Below are 15,898 nucleotides of genomic sequence, written 5' to 3'. Positions count from 1 at the left end.
GTATCGAACATCTGTTCGAGAGACTAGTGGGTCCTTACTTGAGCCGCAACTGCTTCCGCAGGAACGTCACCCTGTCGGTGCTCGCCGCTTCGAAGCCGACGAGGTCGTGGCCGGTGTCGTAGTCCTTGCGCTCCTTGGGCCCGGCCACGTCACCGGCGAGCTCGGCCCGCTCGGCATCCGTCGTCTCGGTGTCCTGCTTGCCGAACTGCAGCAGCATCGGCTTGCGACCGGTCACTTTGACGTACGGCACCGCGTCGAAGCGGGACAACGCGTCCAGGTAGGCGTGCCAGTCCTGCGGGGTCTTCTCCTTGACCATCCAGCGGGAGAACCGGCTGAACCCTGACGCGAGCACGGTCGCGGTGATGCGGGAGTCGATGCCGTACAGGACGGCGCCCTGGGCGGCGCCCCAGCTGTGCCCGGCGAAGCCCACCCGTGAGCCGTCGCAGTCGGAGCGGCGGATCAGCAGGTCGAAGGCGCGGCGCAGGGCGACCACCGAGTCGGCGACCACCTTGCTGTCCGCGACTGGGTCGCCCGTCGGGGTGAGCGGCAGCTCGGGCACGCACACCAGCGCGCCGAGCCTGGCGACCGCCATCGCCTCCTTCAGCAGGGTGTCGCGGTTGCCGTCGCTGCCGTGCGCGTAGACCACGGCGGGCAGCCGCCCGGTGAACCGCTCGGGGCCCACCACGTACGCCGGGATCTCCTCGCGACCGCGCGTGTCGGAGAACGTGATGTCCTCGAGGATCACGCCGTCGCCGGTCCGCTTGTCGGTGAGCTGGGCGTTGAGGGTCGCCTTGGCGTCGTAGTTGAAGAGCTTCTTGAGCTCCGCGATCGGCACGGCGGCCGGCACGTACGCCGAGGGGTCGAACGTGGAGGACGGCTGGACCGCGCCGGAGGAGCCCGACGCCGTGCCGCCCTGCACTTCAGGTGCCTTCGACTCCCCGGCGCACGCTTGGACCAGCATCGCTGCCAGTCCTGCCACCCCGATGTGCAACACCCCGCGACGCCGCACCGCACTCCTCCATGGGCTCGCCCGAACTTCGAGACCATGACGGTACCGGCGTCGCTTTCTCCTACCAGGACAGACTGCCGAGTTGCCCACTTGGTTGCTTTTTTCGTGGGGTGTCTTGAGGGGGCCACGCGCCGGAAAGTGTCGGTGGGTGCGGGTAACGTGCTGAGCGTGACTTCAGGTGTGAGTGGCGCGCAGCCGCCGACGGCGAAGCAGGTTCCGCACGAGCGGACGCACCACGGCGACACCGTGGTCGACGAGTATTTCTGGCTTCAGGACAAGGAAGACCCAGACACGGTCGCCTATCTGGAAGCGGAGAACGCGTTCACCACCGCCGCGACCGCACACCTCGAGAGTCTGCGCGAGACGGCGTTCAACGAGATCAAGTCCCGCACCAAGGAGACTGATCTCTCGGTGCCGACCCGCAAGGGCCGGTTCTGGTATTACACGCGCACCGAAGAGGGCAAGCAGTATGGGATCCACTGCCGGGTCCCGGCGGTGGACGGCCAGACCACCCCGCCCGAGGTCGGCGACGGCGGTGCCCTGCCCGACGAGCAGGTCCTCCTCGACGGCAACGCGCTGGCCGGCGACTCCGAGTTCTTCGCGCTGGGCACGTTCGACATCAGCCCCGACAGCCGCCTGCTGGCCTACAGCACCGACTTCGCCGGCGACGAGCGCTTCACCCTGCGGGTCAAGGACCTCGACACCGGCGAGCTGCTGCCCGACACGGTCGAGGACGCGTTCTACGGCTCCGCCTGGTCCGGCGACGGCTCGACCCTGTTCTACATCACGGTCGACGAGGCGTGGCGGCCCCACCGGGTCTGGCGGCACACGATGGGCACCGCCGGCGAGGACGTGATCGTCCACGAGGAGGCCGACGAGCGTTTCTGGGTCGGCGTCGACCTGACCCGCTCCGAGCGCTTCATCCTCATCGACATCCACAGCAAGGTCACCAGCGAGGTCCTGGTCATCCCGGCCGACGCGCCGACCAGCCCGCCCCAGTCGATCGCGCCCCGCCGGCAGGGCATCGAGTATTCGGTGGAGCACCACGGCCACCGGTTCCTGATCCTGCACAACGACGAGGCCGAGGACTTCGCGCTGGCCTACACGTCCGCCGACGCGCCCGGCGCCTGGACGACGCTCATCGAGCACGAGCCGGGCACCCGCCTGCTCGGCGTCGACGCGTTCTCCGGCCACCTGGTCGTCTCGCTGCGCCGCGACGGGCTCACCGGCATCCGTGTCGTGCCGCTGCAGGGCGCCGCGCCGTATGACATCGCCTTCCCCGAGCCGATCTACGCCGCGGGCCCCGAGGCCAACCTCGAATACGACACCACGTCGTTCCGCCTGCACTACGTCTCGCTCGTCACGCCCGACTCGGTCTTCGACTGCAACCTCGGCAGCGGCGAGCTGACCCTGCGCAAGCAGAAGCCGGTCCTGGGCGAGTTCGACCCGGCCCGCTATGAGCAGCACCGCGAGTGGGCCCTCGCCGAGGACGGCACCCGCGTCCCGATCTCGATCGTCGCGCGCACCGGCACCCCCCGCGACGGTTCGGCCCCCGCGGTGCTCTATGGCTACGGCTCCTATGAGGCCTCGATGGACCCCTGGTTCTCCATCGCGCGCCTGTCGCTGCTCGACCGCGGCGTGGTCTTCGCCGTCGCCCACATCCGCGGCGGCGGCGAGATGGGCCGCCGCTGGTATGACGAGGGCAAGCTGCTGGCGAAGAAGAACACGTTCACCGACTTCGTCGCCTGCGCCGAGCACCTGGTCAAGGCCGGCTGGACGTCGTCGGACAAGGTCATAGCCCGCGGTGGCTCCGCCGGCGGCCTGCTCATGGGCGCCGTGGCCAACATCGCCCCCGAGGCGTTCGCGGGCATCGTCGCCCAGGTCCCGTTCGTCGACGCCCTCAACACCATCCTCGACCCGTCGCTGCCGCTCACCGTCACCGAGTGGGAAGAGTGGGGCAATCCGCTCGCGGACCCCGAGGTGTATGCGTACATGAAGTCCTACACCCCGTATGAGAACCTCACGGCCCGCCCGTATCCGGCGATCCTGGCCGTGACCAGCCTCAACGACACCCGCGTCCTGTATCACGAGCCGGCCAAGTGGGTCGCCCGCCTGCGCAGCCTCTCCCCCAACTCAGACGTCCTGCTGAAAACCGAGATGGGCGCGGGCCACGGCGGCCCGAGCGGCCGGTATGACGCGTGGCGCGAGGAGGCGTTCATCACCGCCTGGGTCCTCGACCGCGTGGGTCTCGCCTGACGTTCACCGCTTGGGCCGGCTGTCGCCGCGGCGCTGGCCGGCCCTAGCTTCGCACCTCCACTGTGATCGGCTCTGGCTGCGGCTTTCGCTGGTCCTCGCTTCGACCTGCCTTCGCTTGGGCCGGCCCGCTTCGGCCGTCGGTTTGATCAGCCCCGGCTGCGGCTCTTCGCTTTGAGCCAGTCCTCGACTCGACCCGCGTCCGCTGGGGGCCGGGCCCGCTTTGACCTTCGGTTGGGCGGGTGCACGGGTCGGTCTTCGACTGGGCCGACGCTTTGGATCGGCCGTTGCTAGGACCTCTCGCCTTCGCCTGCGTCCGTTCTTCCTTCGAGCTTCGCCAGGTCGGCCCCCTGCTCACGTCGGCTGCTGGCTCGGTTCGGCTGCTGGCCCGTCGGCCGTTGGCTCGGTTCGACCTTTTGAGCACCGCCCCGCCAGCACCGCCCCGCCAGCACCGCCCCGCCAGCACCGCCCCGCCAGCAACCGCCTGGCCAGGAACTGCCCGGCCAGGGCATTCGCTCAATCCGGGCGGGCGCTTGTCTGACGGGGCTGCTGCTGGCCGTGTTTTGCGCGGGCAGATCCGCCCCTGCAACGTGCCTGTCTGCAGGAGGCGGGATCGACGTTCGGTCAGCAGGCTGCGGGGCGTCAGCAAGGAGGGCGCGGATGTCGGCGGCCGGTCCGCCCCTCAAACGACCCGGCGCATGCAGCCGGTTCATCTCGCTGATCGTCGATCCGTGTCTCAGGTCACCGTGTCGCCTCGGCCCGGTAATCCGTTGAACTCTTTGACCGCCGGGGCCTAAGCGGGCGGTATCGCGACACCGTCCGTGACCGCTGAATCGGGACGCGGCACATGGCAGCAATGGGGTTGCCGTGTGTTGTGGACGCTGGGTGTGGGGTTGTGGACGACGGAGCGGTCGTCCACAGGAAGATGTCCCCAACTGTGGATAACCCGCCGCGAACCTGTGGACGACTGTGCACAGGCCTGTGGATAACCGCGCTGAGTACACCTCGGATCCACCTGCGTGTTGCCCGGGTGAGGGGGTTGCGGCGGGAAGATGCCCACAGGTGTTACCCACAGGCTGTGGATAACTGGTCAGTCGGCGAAGAGGCGGGCGGCCAGGCGGGGGTCGATGTTGCCGCCGCTGACGACGGCGACGGTGCGGCCTGCGGGGAGTTCGTCGCGGTGGTGGAGGACGGCGGCGGTGGAGACGGCGCCGCTCGGTTCGGTGATGAGGCGGCCCCGGCGGGCGAGGACCTTCACGGCGTCGAGGATCTCGTCCTCGGCGACGGTGACGATCGCGTCGAGGTGGGTGCTCAGGTGCGCGAGGGTCAGCTCGGACAGCGGCGTGCGCAGGCCGTCGGCGATGGTGCTCAGCATGCGCTGCTCGGGCCAGATGCGCACGACCCCGGCGGCGAGGCTTTCGGCGGCGTCCGCGGCGACGGCGGGTTCGACGCCGATCACGGCGACGTGCGGGGCGAGGGCTTTGATCGCGGTGGCGACGCCGGAGGAGAGGCCGCCGCCGCCGACGGGGACGACGACGACGTCGACGTTGGAGAGGTCTTCGAAGATCTCCAGGCCGACGGTGCCCTGGCCGGCGATGATGTCGGGGTGGTCGTACGGCGGGATGAGGGTGAGGCCGCGCTCGGCGACCAGGCCGCGGGCCACGTTCTCCCGTTCGGCCTGGGAGACGAGGAGGACTTCGGCGCCGTAGCCGCGGGTCGCCTCGATCTTCTGGGGGTTGGAGACGTCGGGCATGACGACGGTGACGGGGACGCCCAGGGCCCGGCCGGCGTAGGCGAGGGCCTGGCCGTGGTTGCCGGAGGAGTGGGTGACCACGCCGGCGCGGCGGTGGTCCAGGTCGAGGCGGTGCAGGGCGTTGGTCGCGCCGCGGAGCTTGAACGCGCCGATCGGTTGGAGGCTTTCCGGCTTCAGCCACAGTTCGTCGGCCCAGGGGCACGGCAGCAGGGGGGTGCGGACCACGAGGCCGGAGATCCGCGCGGCGGCGTCGCGGATGTCGTCCAGGCTGACGAGGTCGTGTGCAGTGGCGGTCACCGGGTCATCTTGACAGCCCACGGGCATGATCACCCTCCTCGCATCCGGCGAATGAGAGATCCATAACGTCGGCGGTCAGCCACTGCTGTAGAACCTTGCGGCACCCGGGTGGAGCGGTACCGGATCGGTGCCCAGAGCACCCGCTTTGTCATAGTTGGCGCCTTCCGGGTGGACGCGGCTCAGCTCGATCTGATAGTCGAACAGGATCTTGGTCAGGTCGTGCGCGAGCTGTTCGGGCATGTCGGGCGAGACCAGCAGGAGGTTGCCGATCACGATCGTGTCGATGTCCGTGGGGGTCTCGTAGGTCGTTTTGGGGAGCTTGCCGGCGGCGTACACCGTGCCGTACCGGAAGGCGAGCGGCTTGAGCAGGTCGGCGAGTGGCAGCAGGGTGTATTCCCCGGGGGCGCTGGCCAGCAGGTCGGCGATGCCGGGGGTGGGCAGGCCGCCGGTGAAGACGAGCGCGTCGGTGGTGCCGGCCTGCATGCCTTTGGTCGTCTCGGGCAGGGAGAGCCGCTGCCGGACGATGTCGGTGTCGGGGTTGAGCCCGCCGGCGAACAGGAGCCGGCCGGCGAAGATGTCGGCGCCGGAGCCGGCGGATCCGGTGGAGACCCGTTTGCCGCGCAGGTCGGCGAACTTGGTGATGCGCAGGCTCGTGCGCACGACGACCTGGGCGTAGCTGCGGTACAGGCTGGCGAGGGCGACGACCTTCTGCGGCCGGCCTTCGAAGGCGCCCTTGCCGGTGACGGCGTCCGCGGCCGTGTCGGCGATGCTGAACGCGACGTCCATGTCTCCGGTCGCGACGCGCTGGATGTTCTCCGCGGAGGCGCCGGTCGCCTCGGCGCGCGCCTCGTAGCCCGTCACGTGCTTGGTGACCAGGTCGGCGTAGCCGCCGCCGAACTGGTAGTAGACGCCGGTCGTGTTGCCGGTCGCGATGTAGATACGCCCGCTGTGCCACAGCCCCGCGCCGGCCCGTGGTGTCGCCGTGGAGCCGCAGCCGGCGAGCGTTGCCAGCAGCGCCAGTACCGCCGCGAAACGCCTCACCTGAGCATCGCATCCCGTGGCAGGGGGTCGAGCGCGTCGGCGACCCGGTGGACCAGCATCGCCGTCTCGTAGCCGACCTGGCCGAGGTCGCAGCCGGGGGCGGCGAGCACGCCGAGCAGCGCGCGGTCGCCGACCGACATGACGATCATGACGCCGCCGTCCATGTCGACGATGGTCTGGCGCACCTGGCCGGCCTGCATGACGCGGGCGGCGCCGAAGGTGAGGCTGGCCAGGCCGCTGATCACGGCGGAGAGGTGGTCTGCCTGGTCCACCGGCAGGTCGGCGGAGCAGGCCAGGCGCAGGCCGTCGCCGGAGACGGTGATCGCGTGCGCGACATCGGGGACCTGCCGGGCGAAACTGGCCATGAGCCAGTCGAGCTGGCCTGCGCCGGTCGGGTTCTGAGCGTCTGGCATCGCCATCATTGGTCCTTCTGTCCTGAGGTGGTGCTGTTCGCGCGGCGGGCGGCGGCCGAGACACCCTCGGCGAACGCGGACAGCCGGCTCCTGACGGCTTCCGGGTCGACCGCGCCACCGCGGGTCGGCTGCTGCTGCGGTTCGGTGACACCGGGCGCGAGCTGCGCTCCGGGGCGACGGCGGGGTAGGTCGCGTTGCTCGTCCACCGAGCCACCTCCGGCACTGGACAGGACCCCCGGGCGCGGCGGCCAGGCACCGGGGGCAGGCGGGGGCGGGGTGAGCGAGACGGGCGGCGTGGGGGTGTCGCCACCGCTGCTGAGATACGGGCGGAACCACGGTGCGGGCTGCCCGGACGGTTCTGGTTGCCGCTGCTGTACGCGCGGCGAGGCCTGCAGCGGACTGCGCGCCGCCGGCTGGTGCGGGACGTACGGCTGCGGGACCCGGGGGCGGCCGAGCGGCGCGCCGACCGTCGACGGCACGACGACCGGCGGCGGCCCGAAGGTCGGCGACGCGGACACGGGCACGGCCGAGATGGGCGCGGACGACACCGGCGCCGACGACACGGGCACGGACGACACCGGCACGGCGGAGACCGGTGCGGCCACCGACGTCGCCCCGACCGGCAGGGCGCTGATCCGCTCCAGTGCCCGGTGCGGCAGCGCCACGTAGGCGACCGTGCCGCTGCCGGTGGCGTGCAGCTCGACCCGGATCCGGTGCCGGGCGGCGAGGTGCGCGACCACGTGCAGGCCCATCGTGCCGGCCGCCGCGCTGCTCAGCGTCGTCGGCGTCGCCAGCCGGGAGTTGATCTCCGCGAGGCGCCGGGGCGCGATGCCGATCCCGCTGTCGTGGACGCGGATGATCGCCCCGTCGACCGTGGGCCGGGCGTCGACGCGCACCTGCTGCGTCGGCGGCGAGAAGGTGGTGGCGTTCTCGAGGAGTTCCGCCAGGAGGTGGACGAGGTCGCCGACCACCGGGCCGGTGATGGCCAGGTCGGCGGGCTGGACCTCGACCCGCTGGAAGTCCTCGATCTCCGACGCCGCGGCGGTGATGACCGCGCCGACGCCGATCGCCTGCGTCGCCGGGCGGCCCGGTTCGCCGCCGGACAGGACCAGCAGGTTCTCGCCGTTGCGGCGCAGGCGGGCCGCGATGTGGTCGAGCGCGAACAGGCGGGCCAGCACGTCCGGGTCGGTCTCGTCGCGTTCGAACTCGTCGAGGAGGCGCAGCTGCCGGGTGATGAGGGTGCGGATGCGGCGGGCCAGTACCTCGGCCATGCGGGACACGTCGACGCGCAGCTCGGCCTGCTCACCGGCGAGCCGCAGCGCGGTGCGGTGGACGGTGGCGAACGCGTCGGCGACCTGGCCGATCTCGTCGTTGGTGGCGGCGATGCTCCGGGTCGCCGCGGCCGCCGCCGTCGCCGTCGGCAGCGGCGCGCCGGTCGTCACGGAATGGATCACGTCCGGCAGTTCCTGGCGGGCGACCGTCAGCGCCGCCGCCCGCAGTTTGCGCAGCCGGCGGGCCGTCCGGACGGCCAGGGTGACCGCGATCGCGAGCGCGGCGAGACCGAGCACGGCGGTGCCGACGAGGGTGGCCCACGCGCGCCGCTGCGCGGTGACCGCGATCTGCTCGGCGCGGGCGTCGAGCCGGTCGGACAGGTCGAGGCTGACGTTGTTGAGCCGCCGGATGAAGCCGGACTGCGCGACGAACCACGTGTCGGCGTCGACCTTCAGCCCGGCCGGGTCCTTCTCCGCGTTGCGGGCGGCGGCGGCGAGCTTGTCGGCCTTGTCGACGTCCAGGCCGCGGATCTCGTCGTCGTACACGGTGCGTTCGGTGCCGGTCGCGGCCCGCTGGAACTCCGCGACCCGCTGGTCGCGGGCGCCCCGCAGCTCCGACATGGTGCCCAGGTCGCCGGGTTCGAGCGCGCCGCGGGAGAACACGGCGCGCAGCAGGTCCCGTTCCAGTGCCGCGAAGTGCTCGACGGCGGCGACCGACGCGACCGCCCGGGCGGCGTTGGCGAGTTCGATGTCGGCGATCTGCGCCGGTACGGCGTCAGCGATCGCGAGCAGCGCCTCGGCGAGCGGCCGGTACACCGGGTCGGTCATGAGCGTGATCGGGGCGTTGTTGTCGGCGGCCTCGCGGGTCGCGCCGAGCCGGCTGTAGATGTCGCTGGCCGTCCGGACCGCGCGGTCCAGGGCGGGCACGGCCTTGACCGCGGCGCGGCTGTCGGCGAGGTACCGTTTCGCCGCCTCGTCGGTGCGTCCGCGCTGGGCGATGACGAGGGAGACGCCGGCTTTGCCGCCACGTTGCCGCAGCGCCGCGGTCTCGGCGACCTCGCGTTCGAGCTCGTGGACGAAGCTGACCGCGCTGGTCGCGGTGGACGCCAGGGTGCGGGCGCGGGCGGCGTCCGTCGCGGCGGACGTGGCCGTGTCGGCCTGGGCGGTGCTCAGCGCCGCCAGACCGATCATGGCGACGATGATCGGGGCGATGAGTTGGGTCCGGACGGACCGCAGCCGGCTGGGCCGGGTCGCGCCGCCGCGCCGGTGCCCGGCGACCGAGGTGTCAGGCGCACCCGGCCGGCGCTGCCGTCCGCTGCCGGCGCTGCCGCCGATCGCGCGGGGTTCGGCGCCGGACGTCGCTCGGGAGGAGCTGCTGCCTGCCAACCGTCATTCCCTGCCCGTCACAGAGGACACGCGATGTACGCGCGTGCGTGCGAAGAGTGAAGGTGACCGCGCCCCCGCGACCCGCTGTAGCTGGAAAGGTCGTTAAGGAGCACGAAAGGGCACGCTACTGGAAAGGTGCTTCGCCGATAAGCCTTCATTCGCCGAACGGCGTCCCGCACTAGCCAAACGGCCCGCGATTCGCGACTACGTGTGACGGCGCCGTCGCAGTACGACGAAAGCGGCTGCTCCGGCGAGCGCGACGACCACACCGAGCCCGATCCAGCCGGTCGACCGGCGGCTACTTTCGGTCTTCGCGACGGGGCTCGGGCTTGAGGTTGCTTTAACGCTCGGTTCCGGCGGCGCGGCGCTCGACGGCGGTGCCACCGACCGCCCGGACGGCTCCCGCAGCGACGGCGGCCCGCTCAACGTGGGCAGCGTCGACGGCGGCGCGCCCGGCTCGATCACGGCGGGCGGTCCGGGCAGCGGCGGCCCGGGCGGCGGCGACGGCTTCCCGGTCGCCCCGGACAGCACCGCGACCAGCAGCAGCCCCGCAACACTGAACGTCCGCTGATGCCTCACACCGGACGAAACGGCACCAGCCGCCCACTCTTGAGGACATTGCCGCACCGACTTCACCCCGGCGCGGCCGTGCGAAGGCCGCGCCGAGGCTGGGACCGGCCCCGCTAGGCGGGCTGGACGAAGACGGAGACGGTGCGGGCGGGGACGGTGAACGTGCCGCCGGCCGTGTCGAACGTGGCCTGGCGGGCGAGCGGGTCCGCCGATTCGGCCTGGACGGGATGCAGGGTGAACCGGGTGCCCGTGTAACCGGCGAGGGTCTGGGTGGCGGCGGCCGGGCCGGCGTTGAAGACGACGACGATGGTGCGGTAGCGCGGGTCGATACCGCGGGCGTCCAGGGTCATCGTGATCACGCCGGGGGTGGCCGCGGTCCCCGACAGGGGGAACGTCAGCCGCTGCTGGACCTGGGTGGCGGTGGCGAGCGCGAACGCCGGGGAGCTGGCCCGGATGCGCAGCAGCTCCTGGAAGCGGGCCGCGGCCAGGTCGACGGCGGCGCAGTCGGGGACCAGGGCCGGGTTGGCGAGCAGCGGCTGGGCGTACGGCCACTTGTCCTGGTTGTCGGCGGCCGGTGGCAGGCCGGTGCCGAAGCCGTTGCCGGCGGCGCAGTCCCAGCGGATCTGGTTGAACCAGTCACCGGAGTTGAACGAGTTGCGGTCCAGGGATTTGGAACGCAGCCGGTCGGAGCCGGTGGTGACGAACCCGGTCCCCTGCCCCAGCACCGTGGTCGACAGGGCGAGGACCTGCATCCGGGCGCGCTGCTCGGCGGTCGTGCCGGTCGGCAGCTTGTAGGCGAGCGCGTCGTAGAGGATCTCGTTGTCGTGGGCGTCGACATAGGTGACGCCTTCGGCCGGCAGTCTCGTGTACCCGGCGGGTGAGCCGTTGTAGTCGACCTGCGCGCCGGTGACGCGGCGGCCGGTCGAGTCGACGAACTCGTAGGCGGCGAGGTTGCCGGTGAGACCGACCTGGATCAGGTCCTGGTAGTGCAGGAGCCTGGCCCGCTGCTCCGCGGACGTGCCGTTGGCCGGGTCGCCGTTCGGCGCGGTGTACAGCCCGGACGCGAACCCCTGGATGCGCGGGTCGCCGTCGAAGGGGCCGCCGCCGCGGACGGCGTCGCGGAGCCGGTCGTTGAAGGTGCCGATGCCGGTGCCGCCCATGTTGGCCTGGGTGGCCTGGACGAAACGGGCGTCGTTGGCGACCTCACCGAAGTTCCAGCCCTCGCCGTAGATGAGGATCTTCTTGCCGTCGACGCCGTCCTTGCCGACGGTCAGCTGGTCCAGGGCCGCGCGGACGGCGAGGATGTTGGCCTTCGGGTGGTGACCCATGAGGTCGAAGCGGAAACCGTCGACCTTGTACTGCTTGGCCCACAGCACGACCGAGTCGACGACGAGCTTGCCCATCATCGCGTTCTCCGGCGCGGTGTTGGCGCAGCATGTCGAGTTGGCCACGGTGCCGTCGTCGAGGAGCCGGTGGTAGTAGCCGGGCACGATCTGGTCGAGGACCGAGTGCGGGTCGGTGCCGGCGGCGGTCGTGTGGTTGTAGACGACGTCGACGACGACCCGCAGGCCGGCGCCGTTGAGCCCGGCGACCATCTGGCGGAACTGGTTGATCCGCGGGGTGCCCTGCGGGTCGGTGGCGTAGGAGCCCTCGGGCGTGGAGTAGTGGAACGGGTCGTAGCCCCAGTTGTAGCCGTCCTGCTCGGCGATCTGCGCGATGCACGCCTGCTGCTGGCTGGAGTCCGGCGGCAGCGTGGCCAGGTCGCACGGCGGCTGCTGCTGGTCGGCGCGCCGCTCGGGGATCGTGGCGATGTCGAACGTCGGCAGCAGGTGCACGTAGGACGTGCCGGCCTTCGCCAGGTCCCGCAGGTGCGTCATGCCCGCCGACTGCGGCTGCGCGAACGCCAGATACGTGCCGCGCTGCTGCGCCGGCACCGTGGTGTCGGCGATGGAGAAGTCCCGCACGTGCAGCTCCTGGATCTGCGGGCGGGCCGGCACCGGCGGCTTCTTCACCGCCGACCAGCCGGTGGGCTGCAGCGCGGCGTCGGTCAGGTCGACGATCTGGCTGTGCGTGGAGTTGGCGGCGAGGGACACCGAATACGGGTCGGTCACCGACGCCGTCGTCACGCCCCGGACCGCGGGCTGCCACGCGGTGACCCGGAAGCGGTAGTAGCGGCCCTTCCAGGAGCGGTCGCCGGCGACGCTCCACACGCCGGTGAGCTCGTCGCGCCGCATCGTCTTTAGTACCGGCTGCGCCGACGGACTGTCGAAGAGCTCCAGCGCGACGTTCTGCGCGGTCGGCGCCCAGACGCTGACCGCGACGCGGCCGCCGTCGAAGTGCGGGCCGAGCTTCGCGGAGACGGCGCCGACGTACAGGTCGTCGAGGGCCCCGGCGACCTGCACGGCGCTGGCCTCGGTGACGGCGCCGGCCGCGTCGCGCTCCACCACGACGACCTGCCCGCGCAGGGCGGCGGCCAGCGCGGACCGGTCGCCGGTGACGTGGAACGCCTGATACGCCCACAGGTGCGGGAACTTGGCCCGCTGCGCCTCGGTCAGGCTGCCGACGGCCCGCAGCCCCAGCGCGGTCGCGGTGCCGACGACCTGCCCGTCGACGACCGACAGCCCGCCGGCCTGCGCGGACAGCAGCTCATAGGAGTGCCCGTCGGTCGGCCCGGCGCGCCAGGCGATGGTGTCGCGGTCGACCCACACCGCCTTGGCCTTGGTCAGGTCGGTGTCGGGGGTGCCCTGCGGCGGGATCGGCAGGAGGTACTTCTCCTGGCCGGACAGGATCCAGACCTCGTGCCCGACGGTGACGAGGTCGAGCGCCTGGTCGCTGGGCAGGTCCTTGGCGTCGCCGTTGTGCAGGATGTAGTTGAGGACCGTGGCGTTGTCGGCCAGCGGGACGCGGAACCGCGCGCCGAACGCGTCGGTGCCCTCCGGCGGCAGCGGGCTCGCCCACTCGGTGGGGGTCGCGGCGCCGGTCCAGACGTGCAGGCCCCAGCCGGTGTAGTCGCCGGCGGGGCGGCGGTAGTGCAGGACGGCGGTGTGCTCGGCGGCGGCCCGGGTCGGGTGGACGGTCGCCTCGCCGGACCGGACCCAGGCCTCGCCCTGCCGGCTCGGCAGGACCTGCTGGTCGGCGCCGGGGTCCTTCACGTCGCCCTGGTGGACGATGAAGTTGACCGGTTTGCTCGGGTCGGTGACCGGCACGTGCCAGAAGGCGCCGTAGGCGTCGGTGCCGTCGGGCTGCCGCGGCGCGGACCAGTCGGTGCCGGTGCCGGGTGCGAGCCCGTCGCCCCACAGGTGCAGACCCCAGCCGGTGTAGTCGCCGTCGGGTCGCCCGTAGTGCACGGCGACGGTGCCGGTGGCCGCGGCCTGTGAGGTGTAGATGGTCGCGTCTCCTTGCTTGAGCCAGATCTCCGGCGTCTTCGTCGGGTCGAGCGAGCGGTCGACGGCGACGTCCTTCACCCCGCCCGAGTCGACCACGAGGAAGCCGACGTTCGCCGCTCCCGGCTTCAGCTTGACCCATGCGAAGCGGCCGAACGAATCCTCCCCGGCGAACGGGGCGCCGGTCGGCCACGTCATCGGCGACTCGATGTCGCCCCACGCGTACAGGCTCCAGGGCTCATATCCGCCGGTCGGACGCTGGTAGTGCACGATCGCGTAGTCGGGTGCGGCGGCGCTCGGCGGGGTGCCGACCTTCGCGGTGATCCTCGTCTCCGCGGTACGGCCGGAGCCGTCCCGCACGACCGCCTTGTATTCGAGGGTGGTGCCGGCGGGGAGCCCGTCGAGGTCGTGGGAGACGCTGTACGGCGCGGCGTGGTCGGTGCCGAGCAGCTTCCACGGCCCGTTTCCGACCTTCGCGGCGAACGTGACGGTGGCGAGGGGGTCGCCGGTGACCTCCGCCTTCACCTCGACGGGACCCGGGACGGGCTGCCCGGCGGCGGGCGCGACCAGCTTGATCGTCGGGCGGGCGGCCGGCTTGGCGATCGCGCCGCGGGCCTTGAACACCACGGTGCTCAACGGCGGCACGTCGACCTGCAGGCGGCCGTCGCCGGCGGAGGCCGCGATCCCGCCGGTGGCGGGGTAGATCCGGTCGAAGGTGGTGCTGGCCATGGCCGTCGGCACGGTCACCGTCTGCGAGGTGGTGGCGTTGTTGGTCGCGACCAGGTACTCCACCCGCTGCTTCGGGTCGATCCGGGAGAACGCGAAGACGCCCGCGCCCTGCGCCGCGTAGCGGGTCAGCTGGATGCCCTGCTTGAGGGCGGGGTGCGCCTGCCGGAGCGCGGCCAGGCCGGCGATGGTGCGGTAGATCGGGTGCTGCTCGTCGTAGTGGGCGGTGGCGTGGGTCGTGTCGGTGCCGAGGATGTCGTCGTCGAGGTAGTCGGCGGACCGGCTGGGGAACATGTCCTGCCGGGCGTCCTTGTCGCCGCCGGCGCCGGTGAAGCCCTGCTCGTCGCCGGAGTAGACGACCGGCTGGCCGCGGGTGAGGAACATCAGCTCGTGGCCGAGCTGGTCGCGGCGCAGGTAGCTGGCGGGGTCGGTGCCGCCGCCGGCGACGAACATGCCGATGCGGCCCATGTCGTGGTTGCCCAGGAAGGTGGGCAGGGTCCCCGCGGTGGTGCCGGCCGAGGTGTACAGGTCGTCCTGCGCGTACACGCCGGCGAGCCCGGCGGCGGAGCCGCCCCGCGCGACATAGTCGGTCGCGGCCTGCTGGAACGGGAAGTCCAGGGTTGCCGGGAGCCGGCCCTTGCGCACGTAGGTGGAGGTGAACTGGGGGTCGGCGTCGTACACCTCGCCGAACATGAAGAAGCCGGGCTTCGCGACCTTGTCGATGCCCTCGACGAACTGCGGCCAGAACTCCATGTTGACGTGCTTGGTGGTGTCGATGCGATAGCCGTCGATCCCGGTGTCCTTGACCCAGTCGGCGTAGATCTTCGTCATGCCGCGGACGACCTCTGGCCGCTCCGTCCACAGGTCGTCGAGGCCGAAGAAGTCGCCGTACTCGCTGTTCTCGCCGCTGAACGTGGAGTCGCCGCGGTTGTGGTACATCAGCGGATCGTTGAGCCAGGCCGGCTTCTTCGCCGTCTTGTCCGCCTCGCTGCCGAAGACCGGCGTGTAAGGGAAGGACTGCGCGTTCACCGCGGGGAAGCCGTGCCGACCGTCGGCGAACGCGCGGTCGTCGAACTTGTTGCCGGCCGCGTCCTTGTACGGGTAGTCCGTCTTGTTCCGGTACGCATACTGGTCCTGCGCATAGCGGATGACGTCGGCGGTGTGGTTGGTGATGACGTCCAGATAGACCTTGATGCCGCGGTTGTGCGCGAGCCTGACCAGCCGCTGCAGGTCGTCCTTCGTGCCGAAGTGCGGGTCGATCTGGGTGAAGTCGGTGGTCCAGTAGCCGTGGTATCCCGCCGAGATGTCGGCGCCGCTGCCCTGCACCGGCCGGTTCTTCAACACGGGGGCGAGCCAGATCGCGGTGGTGCCGAGATGCTCGATGTAGTCGAGCTTGTCGATGACGCCCTTGAGGTCCCCGCCGTGGTAGAAGCCCTTGTCGGTCGGGTCGTAGCCGGTGCTCATCCGGTCGCCGGGCAGCCCGCCGGTGTTGTTGGCCGGGTCGCCGTCGGCGAAACGGTCGGGGAGCACGAAATAGAACTGCTCGGCGTGCTGCTCGATGCTGCCGGCGAGCAGGCTGGCGATCGACGGCTCGCCCTCCCACTGGGGCACCCCGCTGGAATAGCCGCTGGGCGTCTTCGCCTGCTCCGGAAGCGTCGGCACGCTCCCCGGCACCGCGGCGAGCATGGCCACCGCGACGCCCGCGGCTGCGATGGTTTGCGTGAGTTTCAGACGCTTCATGGCGGGCCCCATCATCTCGCGGCAGGCCGTGAACGTATCGACACAGAATGATCGAC

General features: G+C 71.4%; 8 protein-coding genes. 2 read left to right on the top strand and 6 right to left on the bottom strand.

The features are described from left to right. Nucleotides 1–34 precede the first annotated feature (34 nt). The gene (locus ACZ6TV_RS01805; RefSeq protein WP_465294254.1) at nucleotides 35–961 is read right to left on the bottom strand and encodes a dienelactone hydrolase family protein; all 927 of its coding nucleotides are present in this window, start codon (nucleotides 959–961) and stop codon (nucleotides 35–37) included. A gap of 228 nt (nucleotides 962–1,189) precedes the next feature. Between ACZ6TV_RS01805 and ACZ6TV_RS01800 the strand changes: the two genes are divergently transcribed. Next, entirely contained in the window at nucleotides 1,190–3,265 is a 2,076-nt protein-coding gene (locus ACZ6TV_RS01800; RefSeq protein ID WP_465294890.1) for a S9 family peptidase, read from the top strand. A 1,087-nt stretch (nucleotides 3,266–4,352) separates the two neighbouring features. On the opposite strand, the gene ACZ6TV_RS01795 is transcribed toward ACZ6TV_RS01800, so the two are convergent. The 4 genes from ACZ6TV_RS01795 to ACZ6TV_RS01780 form a co-directional block, all read right to left on the bottom strand. After that, on the bottom strand, nucleotides 4,353–5,312 hold the full coding sequence (locus tag ACZ6TV_RS01795) for a threonine ammonia-lyase (RefSeq protein ID WP_465294252.1): 960 nt from the start codon (nucleotides 5,310–5,312) through the stop codon (nucleotides 4,353–4,355). Nucleotides 5,313–5,387: 75 nt separating this feature from the next. After that, the gene (locus tag ACZ6TV_RS01790) at nucleotides 5,388–6,353 is read right to left on the bottom strand and encodes a TAXI family TRAP transporter solute-binding subunit (protein ID WP_465294249.1); all 966 of its coding nucleotides are present in this window, start codon (nucleotides 6,351–6,353) and stop codon (nucleotides 5,388–5,390) included. Beyond that, on the bottom strand, nucleotides 6,350–6,766 hold the full coding sequence (locus ACZ6TV_RS01785; RefSeq protein WP_203848489.1) for a roadblock/LC7 domain-containing protein: 417 nt from the start codon (nucleotides 6,764–6,766) through the stop codon (nucleotides 6,350–6,352). The genes ACZ6TV_RS01790 and ACZ6TV_RS01785 overlap by 4 nt, the downstream gene beginning before the upstream one ends. 5 nt (nucleotides 6,767–6,771) lie before the next feature. Then, on the bottom strand, nucleotides 6,772–9,423 hold the full coding sequence (locus tag ACZ6TV_RS01780) for a sensor histidine kinase (RefSeq protein WP_465294246.1): 2,652 nt from the start codon (nucleotides 9,421–9,423) through the stop codon (nucleotides 6,772–6,774). Between the two features lie 427 nt (nucleotides 9,424–9,850). On the opposite strand from ACZ6TV_RS01780, the gene ACZ6TV_RS01775 reads away from it, so the two are divergent. Beyond that, complete coding sequence (locus tag ACZ6TV_RS01775) at nucleotides 9,851–9,994, top strand: hypothetical protein (RefSeq protein ID WP_465294244.1); 144 nt, start codon at nucleotides 9,851–9,853, stop codon at nucleotides 9,992–9,994. Nucleotides 9,995–10,106: 112 nt separating this feature from the next. Here the strand turns inward: ACZ6TV_RS01775 and pulA are convergent, their stop codons facing one another. Next, nucleotides 10,107–15,842 carry a pullulanase-type alpha-1,6-glucosidase gene (pulA, locus tag ACZ6TV_RS01770; protein WP_465294242.1) on the bottom strand — a complete coding sequence of 1,912 codons (5,736 nt, stop codon included), beginning with the start codon at nucleotides 15,840–15,842 and terminating at the stop codon, nucleotides 10,107–10,109. Between the last annotated feature and the right edge of the window lie 56 nt (nucleotides 15,843–15,898).

It is taken from the genome of Dactylosporangium sp. NPDC051087 (assembly GCF_055586325.1).
The sequence above is the reverse complement of the archived record's forward strand: the minus strand, read 5'-3'. Positions and strand labels throughout refer to the sequence as shown.